The sequence below is a fragment of the Spiroplasma endosymbiont of Cleonymus obscurus genome (assembly GCF_964273375.1).
Lineage (GTDB): Bacteria > Bacillota_I > Bacilli_A > Mycoplasmatales > VBWQ01 > Spiroplasma_E.
Map to the genome: position 1 here is coordinate 1,019,986 of NZ_CAXWWA010000002.1, position 12,374 is coordinate 1,032,359.

The window sequence follows — 12,374 nt, forward strand, 5'->3', positions numbered from 1 at the left end:
TTTAGTGAACTTTATTTTATTCATCAGATTTTAATAATTCAATTAAATTCATTTTATTTAATTCATGATTATTGATAATAAATGTTGATATATATATACCACCAATTATGGTAAAACTTACTGGTAATATTCATCATGTTATTGTAAATGGTAAAGCCACACCAACAAAACTAGTAAGAATAGAAATTAAACCATAAATTGCAAGGAAACCTAGGGCAAATCCTACAATATAACCAAGTAATGCTCAAGGTGTAAAAATACCTAAAGTAAAAGAATTAATTTCTCAATTAGTATATCCTTCTGCTTTCATATGAGCCATAAAACGACGAAATTGATCGGTAAATAAATCAGTAATCATAATAACAATTAATATTGAACAAATAATCGTTGTCACAATAAATAAAGCACTAGCACTGAAAGCAATATCTGACATTTTAGTAAGCATTGCTTGTTGTTTTGATAATAAATAATTTTTTTTGACCATTGGTATATTTTGATTACCACTTAAACTAGTGGTTGCATAAATAGTATAATCATCTAAATTTGATTTAAAACTCATTCTTCCAATTAAATCAAAAACATTAGCATTAGCACTTAACTTACCATTAAATCATTGAAATACATCCGTTCCTGAATAATAAGGATTATCATCAATATAACTATAACCCATAATTTCATTAGCTCATTTTTGATCAACATAGGCTTTAGGAGTATCATAAGAATCTTGAATTCCCACAACTTGATATGTATGAAGTGGATTATCATTACCCGTAATATTTTTTCATCATGTTGGCATATTATTTTTAATATCTGCTTGTAAACTATCAGCATTAATATTATTTTCTTTAGTTAAAATATTATTATTAACCATTCCCATAAATCATTCTGCTGGACGGTTTAATAAAATACTTAATGGATCTTTAGGATCAAATCCATTATATGGCTTTACCAAATCATATGAAAAAGGTCTAATTCATTCACCTGTTGAATCGGAAATACGTGATAAATCAAAATCAATAGTTTTAGCATTATCAGCTGTTGGAATTTTACCCTTTATAGCATGATGATCAATATCAGAAGGCAATTTTAATCAAATATCATTAACATTATTTCAAGTACTAGGTTCATTATTTATAATTGGTTGTCCTTTTTCATCATACATACCATTATACCTAGTGCCGTGGATATCACTATATTCTTTACTATTATCAGATAATTTTATTTTTTGATCACCACGATAATTTCATTTTGTTCCACTTTTTGATCAAATGCCACCATTTGTAGTATAAGAATCTGTTGGTGGTGTTTCACCGTAATATCAATTTTCTTTTGGTAAAGGAATACTTTTACCATCAATATTTTTATAACATAGAGTATTAACTTGTGGTACACCACTAAATTGTGAACCAACATCTAATCCAAATTTAGATTGAAAAGCACGATTGATAACCATTGGAATAGCATTAGCATTAGCATTATATTTTAAAGCTTTAACTTCATCATTTTTTAATACCAACATCGCAGTATTGGGATTAATACCAATAACATCCATTAGTTCTTTTTTAGCAATTTTTGTACTTTCATCAACACCAACTTTAAACTGTGTTACTAATTCTTCATCTGGTCCATTAATATCACCATTATTAGTAGTTTTTGGATTAAAAGCAATAGTATTATGACCAATACTAAAATAATCATAAGGATCTTCTTTAATATTAGTTCTTGGCAAACTATCAATACTCTGACGAACAAAGCCTGGTAATACTTGCTTTAAAATTTCTTTAATTGCCTCTGGACCAGGTGGCACTCCAGGATTGGGAACTTGCAAAATATTAGGTAATTGGCCACTTGCAAAATTAACAATATTATATGAAAATATTTTTGATGGTGTATTATCTTCTTTACTTAAATCAGTTATTAACTGATTACTAAAATCTTTGCCACCTAATCAACTATATGATCAAACTAAATCATTAAGATCTAATGTCCCTGTTGATTGTTCTTGATAATAAGAGGACATTTTTTTTATAAACTCTGCTCTTTCAGATTCAGGAAAAGATGAATCAAAAGTAAAAATATCAGCAAAATTATTAGTTAATTTTTCTTTTTTAAACAATAATGGATTATATCATCCAACACGTGCCTTTTTCTCATCATAAACAATTTTATCTTCAGGTCAAGGCATAGCACCATAAGTTGGATAATATTTCTCACCGCTTGGTCGATTAAAAAAATCTCATGAATATAATCCATATTTACTCATTGGCATATTCGGCATTGGTGTTTGATACTCATAATAATTTTTATATTTTTGAGTTTTGAAATAATTAACTTTTAAACTATTAATAGTGGCAGGAACTAGTGTTGTTGCTACAATTGAAAGTGAAGCTAAAGTAATAACTCCTGAAGTAACTAAAATTTTTTTTCAACTAGTTTTTGATAACGATAATAAAAAGCGAAGACGAAAATTATTTTGTAAAAACTTGCTAGTTCTACTTTTAGGAACACCTAAAGCTAAATCACTATCTTTTTTAATTAAAAATAAAGGATCACGTTTTAAAAGACGAAAGGCAGTTAATAAAGTAACAATTGAAATAAAACCAATAATTAAAACAATTGAAATAAATAATGGAACAACATCAAAGTTAAAAACATTATATGGTAAAACAAATAAAGTATTAAAAATCTCAGTTAAATATACCTGAATTACAAGACCAACAATTCAGCCAATTGGAATTGCAATTAATAGTGTTAATAATGGATATGCCAAATAAGAAATCGTAATTTGTCATGTTTTATAACCTATTGATTTTAAAATACCCATTGAAACTTGTCCATGTTGGATTGCTTTTTTAACAATTAAAGTAGTAATAAAAATAACAACCGTTAGTAAAAATAATACTCCTGCTATTGCTGCAAATAAAAATCCAATTATTGCTGAATTAAATATCTTTTCTTTACTATTATAAAGCGAAAACTGACTATTACTACTTGTAACTACAGGATTTGGATTAATAAGGTATGTAGAAGACGATTGTGGTATTGGAACTGTATTACCATATTTCTCAACTAAATACTTATTATAATCATATTGATTTAAATCACTAACACCATTATCACTAAATATTGTTTTTTGAAAAAAATCATTAAATAAATCAACATCAAATTCATGAATACTATTTTTAGGAACATTATTTCATTTTGTAAAATACATTAAAGTATTATCAGTTTTATCTGCTGTCTTATATCAATTTCCATCATTTCATGCTGAAGGTATAACATAAGCAATAAATTCAGTTCTTGTATTGGGAATTGGATCTAAGTCACTAATCGTTGGATAAATATCATAAGCATCACCACCAATACCACTAACAATAAAGTCAGTACCATTAATATTAATATGATCGCCTGGTTTATACGCTTTATTACTTTTATTTTTTCTTGCATATTGTGGCGTAATAACTATTTCATTTTTACTTGTTGGTGCAACACCTTCAAATACTTTTAGATTAGTATGATTTAAAGCATTAGGTAAACCAATATCAATAATTTTAGTATTAATTTGAGTATTATTAATTACTCCAGCACTGGCAGTAAATTGATTACGAACATATAAATCACGCATTTGTAATGCTGCAACCGCACGAATTAAATATGAAGAAAAAGCGTCTCTTTCAGTGCCATCACTAATCATATTATAGTTAAAAGGTGAATGATAACCAATAGAAGTATTAGTAAAATTAGTATAAATGTTACTATCTGATTCTGTTGCAGAAAAATTACGATAAATTCTCATTCATTGACCATTCATACCATAATCATTATCTAATCTTGGATCAGGTTCAGTTTCCTTAACTACTTTAATAAAAAGTTCATTTCTTTCTGTTTGATCTTGTAAATTAACACTATAAGGAATAGTAGCATCATTAGAAGAAGATCTAAAATTTATTTTATTTTCTAAAATTCAAGTGGTAACTTTATCATTATCAGTCTCCTTTAATATCGGATCTGTTGAATGTTTTGTAATCCATTCCTTAATAAAAGTATTAATAGATTGAAGAATATTGGGTGCTGTTTTTTTTAAAAAAACATCACGATATAAATCATCTGCTGCTGTTTTAAAATGGTTTTTTAAATTCTCATTAGCAGCATTTTTTGACTTTAATAATAATTGACCATAGATGCTTGCTTTAACATTATTATTATTCAAATTAAAAATTAAAGGATTATCTGGGTTTGTTCATCTTATATCATTAAACCCAGTAATATTACCTATATTATCACGAGTATAATCAATAGTTAAGTTATCTTTAGTGATTGGTAGGATTTCTTGATCTGTCCCTATTTTTGTATCATCAAAATAAAGAACTTTAATACTTTTACTATTAGTTCCATCTTGAACATAAAATCGACCTAACTTTAAACTAAAAGCTTGATTAGCAATTTGTTTAATACCTTGCGACACTGGTGAATAAGGTAAAACAGCATCAAACTTAAGATCATTTAATCCTAATTGATTGCTTCCTTCAATCATTCTAACGTACGAAATTCAAGTTCCAGTAACCAACGAAGTTGCAAAAGCAGTAAGTAATAATAAAATAACTAATTGTAATTTACTTTTTCATGTAGCAACTAAAGTCTGCTTTAATAGTAACGCATTCTTAAATAAACTTTTTTTTGTTTTTTTATTAGTAGACACCATTTTTTTATTATTCGCTTTTTCGCGTTTATTTAACCTTGCCATTACAGTTCTCCCTAATTCCTGAAATTAAAATTTTACATTTAATTTTAATTATTAAGTTCACATATGGATTAATAATATCACACTTATACAAAATTAATATATAGGATAATTTTAAAATAAATAATAGATAGTTTTTATAATGTTTAATTTTTCTCTGTTTGATATATTACCATATTTAAATTGTTTATTTAAATAAATTTTAAAATTAAAATAACTAATGATACAATTTGTAAGAAATGAATTTAATTATTTTCAGAGTTAAATGTATTAAATTTTAGTAAAATAAAATTGACAAAAATAACACTTTATTTAAGGAGAACTGCTATGAAAAAAGTATTTACCAAGTTAGGAATTATCTTAATAGCAAGTGCCACTATTTTACCTCTATCAGCTTGTACCTTTAATTTTTATGTTAACCGTGTAACTAATAGTATCGCTAAAAGTTTTGCTGACCAAACTTCTGCTTTAATTAAAAGTATGGTTATGTCAAAAGAGTTAGGTGCTGATACTAGTAGTACTAATGATGATATTATGGGAAAAATTAAAAATAATAGTATTAATAATTTAACTAAAAATACTAGTTTAGATAATTGAGGTGATTTACAAACACGTTGAGGGGAAAATGGAAAAATTGATGTAAATAATTTTGATCGTGATAATTTTTTTAAAGCTTCTGGAACAGGTGAATTAACTAAAACCATCAATAGTAAAAAACAAGTTAATGATGTTTTTTCATCACTTGATTATATTAGAACTATATCAATTATGGCTAACCCACAATTAGAAAATATAGTTGTAGGTGCTGGTATGGACCCCATTTCTAGTTTTTTAAAATCATTACAAGGTGACTTAAGCACTTTACCAGCTGGATTACAATTAGTTGCTAATTTAATTAATAACTATGGTCCTAATTTTTTAAATCCGCTAACTAGAATATTTGGTAATTTAGTCAATGGCAGTTGATCTGATCAACAAACTTCTACACCCACTGATGAAGAAACATTAATTAAATTTATGAATAATTGAAAAGATGATAGTGGTCAACCTTATAGCGCTTGAAATAATGGAGAAAGATGAAAAATAAGTCCAACTTTAGGTAAACTTCCTGATCACAAAGTAAGTGTTTGAAAGTCAAAACAAGATTATGATTTATATCATGGTGGCACTTTAATTAATTACTTGTTTTGAAAAATGAGTGAAGACAATAAAATTTTTGGTAAAGATGGTAAAAGTCCACGATATTTAGGTGGCGTTCTTTCAGAACATATAACACTTGATGGAAGTTTACTGGATAGAGGTAACATAAAAGTTCATTTTGATGATAAAGGTTTTTTTGCTGATATAGAAGGATACCTTCCCTATCTTTTAACTAACCCACTTTATATCTTAACAATTATTGAAGCAATTATTCCTGTTATTAAAAAATGAATATTAGATATGCCAGATATTACTGAAGGTGTTAAAAACTTAACAATTGGTAATGGTTATCCATCAAAGCCAAGTGCTGGTAGCTATAATTTACTTGATATTATTAATACTATAAAATCTTTAATTAGCCAACCAGAAAAATTAAAACAAATACTTCTAACCGTATTTGGTAAAACTACAGCAGAAACTCGTGGTTTTGATACATTTCTTTATGATCTTAAACTTAATTTAACAATACCAAAACCACCAAATTCTTTACCGGTAAATTTATCTTTAGGAGGACTGATTGGTGATGAAATATATAAACCTGATGACTTAATTGATACCATTATTAAAGCAATTAATACAGATAGTGTTAAAAATACTATTGATAGCATTACTGATCTAATTACCAAAATTTCAGAACAATATCCAGGTAATGAAGGTATTAATATTGATTTACAAGATTTAGAGAATTTTTTATTTAATAATACTACTGGTCTCTTAATAATTTTTAAAAATGATACTATTGTTACTCTAAAAAACATAATTAATAAAAGTGATGTAACAGCAACCGATGTCGAAGAATTATATAAATCATTAGGTGGGCACATTAATAAAGATGATCCAGAATATCCAACTTTTACTCAAGGTTCAATACTGGATATTTTACAAAAAACTATGCTTGAACCACACAGTCAACTAAATAATATTTTAAATTTATTACTTGGTACTACTGATGAAAGTCATAAATTAGGAATTAAAAATATTATTACTGCTAATAATAATCAATGAATTAAAGATAACTATGAAGTTTATTTTGATGCTGATAACACAACCGGCATTAATAAAAAAATAGGTAATACTTCTAATATTACTATGACTAAAACTACCATCAATAATATTGAAACAATTAATTTAAAATATGATTTTACATATAAAATTAAAAACACTACATATCATTTTATTATCACTGCTATTGATATTGAAAATTTAATTGATTTTCAAGGTATACGTACTTTTAAATTTAAAAGTATTACTTTAGTAAAATAAAAAACTAATTTTAATAATATTATTTACTAGATATTTAATAAAAAATAATAGTTATCATAATAATAATTATTTTTAACTATAAAATATATGACTATATACTATACAATTTTAATTTTAATGCTATACTTAATTAAGTGCTTATTAATCTCATTATATCAGATATTATTATCAGATTTATCAATTAGGCGCCAGAAAGAAGAGGCATTGTTAATGGAAAACAATCAAACAATCGAAGCATTATTAGAAGAAATTAAAGTTTTAAAAGAAACAGTAATTACTATTAATGCAAGTTTAACAACACTTGTAAAAATCACAGAAGAACGTGAAAAACGTTTTGCTGAACGTGGAGCAAGAACACAAGGGGATAGAAATTCTTCTGATCGTGGAAACTTTAGACCACGTTCTGACCGTGGTGATTCTAGTTGAGGAAACAGTGGTGGATTTAGCAGACGAGACCGTGACGACCGTAATCGTAAAGGATAATTTAAACAAATAAAAAAACTTATAACTAAATCTTAGTTATAAGTTTTTTTATTTGTTTAAATGTATAAATTAAATATTAAAAATAACTATTTTAATTTCACTAATTTGTTAATTTTTCAAAATCTAAAACACCATCAACTCAACTATTATTAAAATTAGTATCATGAGTTGTCAATAATACAGTGCCTTCAAATTCTTGCAATGCTTTTAATAAAGACTCTTTAGCTAAAACATCAATATGATTAGTTGGTTCATCTAAAATTAATAAGTTGTAAGGTTTTAATGCCAATGCTGCTAATCTAACCTTAGTTTGTTCACCACCAGAAAGTAAGTTCATTGGTTTCATTACTAAATTACTACGCAAGCCAAAACTTGCTAAAATTCTTCTAATCTCAACATCATTTAATTTAATATCTAACTCTTTTAAATAATTAAATGGAGTAGTACTAGTCATTACTTCAGTCTGATGAAAATATGCTACTTGCATTCGATCATCTAAATTAATATTTCCAGCAAGTGCTGGAATATTACCAGCTAATGTTTGCAAGAAAGTAGTTTTACCAATTCCATTATACCCTTTAACAACTCACTTACTACCAGTCTTAATAACAAAAGTAAGTGGCTTAATTAATGGTTTATGATAACCTATTTCAAGGTTTTTAGCTTGCACAGCAATTGAACTCGTTGTTTTATAATACTTAAAATAAAACTTTGGAGGAGACTGGATTTGCTGTTTTTCTAAAACATTAATTTTAGATAATTGTTTTCTTCTTGATTCAGCACTTTTAGCAGTTGAAGCACGTGCTGCATTTTTACTAATATAAGTTTCTAATTTTTCAATTAATTTCTTTTGATTTGAATATGCTGATTCATATTGACGATGATGTAAACTTTTTTGTTCTAAAAAACTTTCAAAATTACCAACATAACGAGTAATCATATAATTATCAATATCGAAAATAATATTACATGTTGTATTAATAAAATTACGATCATGTGACACCAATAAAAATGCACTAGGGTAATTTTGTAAAAACTTAGCTAATCAATTAATTTGTTCAATATCCAAAAAATTAGTTGGTTCATCAAGTAATAAAAAATCATCTTCATTTAATAATAATTTTGCTAATAACACTTTTGCTCTTTGACCACCACTTAAACTACCTAAAGTTTGTTCTAAAAGCTGTAAATTAATACCCAATCCATCAACTAAACGACCAATTTTTTTACTAATAGTATCAAATCCTTGGTGTGTCAATTCATCTTGAATTTTCATTGCTTTCGTTAATAACTCTTCACTATAATTATTAGCCATTTCTGCATATAAGTTTTCCATTTGTTGTTCACGTTCAAAAAGTTTTTGATAACTTTCACGCAAATATTGTAAAACTGTTAATTCTAAATTAACCTCTTGATGTTGATCCAAATACCCAATTTTAATTTTAGGATGAATATTTAAATTAATATGATCTGCAGATACTGTTCCATTAATAATATTTAATAATGTTGTTTTACCAACACCATTCATACCAATTAATGCCACATGTTCACCTTTATTAATTTGTAAAGTGGCGTTTTTATATAAAACTTTTCCACCATTAGCATGTGTTAAATTCTCAATTGTGACAATACTCATCTTATACCTCATTAATATTTTTTTAATTACTTAGTAATAATAACATGAATATTAGCCATAAAATAAGAGAAAAGAGAAAATAGTATTAATTTTATAGATTAAAATTTTATTATTATCAACAAAATTGTTAACTTATTAATTATGTTGAAATAAACATTTTACTTTATTTCAAGTATTAGCTGAAATTGGAATATTATTAATACTCTTTGCATCAAATTTTTCTTGAGTTTGATGAGACAATTTTCTATTTTTAATTATATTAATATTTTGTTCAAAACTTGGTCTAATTTCATCAAAAGGTATGTTTTTTTGAGAACTTAAATAGTTTTTTAAAACTCTAGAATTGATATTATGAAAATCTATTTCTTTTAAGTCCTCCATTTCTAGTTTTTTTGCTTTTTTTAATTCCACCAAGTTTCACATTTTTTTTAATAAAGGTTTAATTCCATATTCTTTTAGTATCTGAACACCTAATACTGCTACAATTGCTAAAACTACACATCAACCTATAGGCAAAGCAGTAAGTGTTGCTATTCCTAAAGCCGCAGGAGTTCATCAACAAAGCGCCATTGCAAAAGAAATTTTAAGTGCAAGAACAGAAATAATTCCTGAAACAACACCAAAAATAAAAGTTTCAAAGGCAAAAATAAAATTTTCCAACTCACCTACCTAATCGTTTACCTAAAGTATTTTTACTTTCTTTAATCTTTTCATCATTATTATTGACACCATTAATATTTTCTTTATTTTTAAAATCTAAAATAGATTTTTTTCTAATAACTACTTGCTTATCATTTTCATTTTTTATGAATTGACTTTCTTCTAAAAGTTCTTTTTTACAAAAATAAACTCTATATTGTTCTATTATTTTTTGTTCAACATCAGTTTCTTTATTATTAATATATACTATCTTTTCTCATATCTCATCATTACTAAAATAAATTCTAGTCACAATGCAAGAACCAATATCTTTATCTTTTATTTTCTCAAAAAAATATTCATAAATTATAATATCCTTATTAATTTCTGTTTTATATACAAAATCATTTTCTGATTTTAGTTTATATGTTATTAATTCTCTCTGTATTTTCTCTTTATTTTGATGTAAAGGTTCATCTCTAGTAATTCATGCACCTTGTTTTACAATATTACTTAGGGCTTTTGATAATATCGGTTTCATTTTTTTCTCCTTATTTGATTAAAAAATAAAAAACCCATTTACTTTAAAATAATAAAGTAATAGGTTTCAATAAAAACTCATATACAGACCAAATATCTTGTTATATTTTATATAATTTTTAAAACAAATTTATTTTTTCAAACTAGATCCCGCTTTGTTTTGTTTTTGTTGTTTTTTTTCTTCTTCTTCTTTTTCTCTTTTTCATCTTTCTCTAGTTTCATTCACATCATTAATTTCCCATTTAGCAACTTTGCTTAAATCTGTTGGGCCATTAGTTTCTGTTTTTCATGGGTTTGGCATTTTTTAATTTTCTCCTTACTTCAATTTGAATATTTTTTCTCAATTTTAAATATTAAATATTCGACATCATTATATATCTTTTTTATTTTTTTTAAATAATTTTTTACAAAATTTTTATAACTAAAATTAAAACTATAAGACTATAAGTTTAACCACATATTTTTGTTTTATTACTTTTATTAGTGCTTAAAAATTTCATAATATGTAAAAATTTTTACTAACAATAAACACTCCATTAATGCACTAATATTTTTTATAAAACTAAGATAAGTAGGGTAAAAATATTGCAATTTTTCCAAAAATATTTATCAAAAAAATAAAAATGGAATGGCAACCCTTTTTAGGACTATTTTTTGGTAGACATTTTTTCATGATATTTAACTGGAGTTAGGTAGTTTAAAGTGCTGTGGATTCGTATGTTGTTGTATCAATTGATATAATCAAATAATTCTAATTTTAATTGGATTAATGATGTAAAATTTTTATCATTAATAAATTCAGTTTTGAAAGTTTTGAAAGTTGCTTCAGCAACAGCATTATCATAAGGACAACCTTTTTTGCTTAAAAAACGGGTAATATTGAATGCTAATAAAAGTTTATCAATAGTTTTATTATTGAATTCATTACCGCGATCACTATGAAATATTTGAATATCTTTTAAACAGCGATTTGATTGCATAAATGCTTGATATACTAATGATGCATCTTTTTTAGTACCTACACACTATGTCCAATAATTTCGCGGTTAAATAGGTCGATTAATAAGCAAATATAGTTTCACTTACCATTAACTTGAACATAAGTTAAATCACTAACAATAACTTCATTTTTAAGCCTATTATTAAAGTTTCTATTCACAAGATTGCTTATTTGGCTATCATTGACTTTGTTATGATGATTTTTAAATGATAATTTAGTGTATTTTGATATTAAATTATGCTGATTCATAATTTCTTTAATTTTTTTTGCGTGATAAATAAATTTCTTTATTTTCTAGACTGACTTTTAATCTTCTTGTTCCATAAACTTCTTTATTTTGTTTAAAAGCACTAATAACAGCTTCATCATACATATTATTTTTGATTTTATCTTCTTTTTTCTTTAAATTAAAATAATATGTTGATTTAGAAAGTTTTAAAAAACGACAAATTGGACGAATTTTATATTTAGATTTATTATTTGTAATAATCTCTACTTTCTGCCTATTATTAGTGCTGCTTGCTTTAAAATATCATTCTCCATTCTTAATTGTTTTAATTCTTTATTTGCTTGAATTAATTGTTTTTCTAAATCCGAAAGATTATCTTTAGTTTTAAAACTGCCTGAATTTGTAAATTGCTTAATTCATTTATAAGTAGCTGCTCTTGTAACGTTGTATTCTTTAGCAAGGCAAGATACTGATTTGCCATTTTGATATAAAGATACTATTTGTTTTTTAAATTCATCATTATATGAGTTAATATTGGCCATAATTATATTTCCTTTCTTTTAACTAATTTGTTCACTTGTCTACGTAATTAGTGTCCAATAAAGTGTAACCCATCCAGTATGAATATATTTTTTAAAAAAAA

Annotated in this window: 7 protein-coding genes and 1 pseudogene; 2 read left to right on the forward strand and 6 right to left on the reverse strand. The window is 25.5% G+C overall.

The annotated features are described in order from the left end of the window. Positions 1 to 16 precede the first annotated feature (16 nt). The gene (locus ACI2WJ_RS06455) at positions 17 to 4,744 is read right to left on the reverse strand and encodes an ABC transporter permease (protein WP_400255191.1); all 4,728 of its coding nucleotides are present in this window, start codon (positions 4,742 to 4,744) and stop codon (positions 17 to 19) included. 324 nt (positions 4,745 to 5,068) lie between these two features. On the opposite strand from ACI2WJ_RS06455, the gene ACI2WJ_RS06460 reads away from it, so the two are divergent. Further along, complete coding sequence (locus ACI2WJ_RS06460) at positions 5,069 to 7,204, forward strand: hypothetical protein (RefSeq protein WP_400255192.1); 2,136 nt, start codon at positions 5,069 to 5,071, stop codon at positions 7,202 to 7,204. 210 nt (positions 7,205 to 7,414) lie between these two features. Then, entirely contained in the window at positions 7,415 to 7,687 is a 273-nt protein-coding gene (locus tag ACI2WJ_RS06465) for a hypothetical protein (protein WP_174480642.1), read from the forward strand. A 100-nt stretch (positions 7,688 to 7,787) separates the two neighbouring features. Here ACI2WJ_RS06465 and ACI2WJ_RS06470 read toward each other — a convergent pair whose 3' ends face one another. The 5 genes and pseudogenes from ACI2WJ_RS06470 to ACI2WJ_RS06490 form a co-directional block, all read right to left on the reverse strand. Next, positions 7,788 to 9,323, reverse strand: coding sequence for an ABC-F family ATP-binding cassette domain-containing protein (locus tag ACI2WJ_RS06470; RefSeq protein ID WP_338957779.1), 1,536 nt, complete (start codon positions 9,321 to 9,323; stop codon positions 7,788 to 7,790). A 135-nt stretch (positions 9,324 to 9,458) separates the two neighbouring features. Continuing rightward, a complete protein-coding gene (locus ACI2WJ_RS06475) occupies positions 9,459 to 9,983 on the reverse strand; it encodes a hypothetical protein (protein WP_400255193.1) in 525 nt (174 codons plus the stop codon). Then, on the reverse strand, positions 9,907 to 10,503 hold the full coding sequence (locus ACI2WJ_RS06480; protein WP_400255194.1) for a hypothetical protein: 597 nt from the start codon (positions 10,501 to 10,503) through the stop codon (positions 9,907 to 9,909). Before ACI2WJ_RS06480 ends, ACI2WJ_RS06475 begins: the two co-directional genes overlap by 77 nt. Positions 10,504 to 10,632: 129 nt before the next feature. Continuing rightward, a complete protein-coding gene (locus tag ACI2WJ_RS06485) occupies positions 10,633 to 10,803 on the reverse strand; it encodes a hypothetical protein (protein ID WP_400255195.1) in 171 nt (56 codons plus the stop codon). A gap of 346 nt (positions 10,804 to 11,149) precedes the next feature. Next, a pseudogene (locus ACI2WJ_RS06490) lies at positions 11,150 to 12,273 on the reverse strand (IS3 family transposase). Positions 12,274 to 12,374 lie beyond the last annotated feature (101 nt).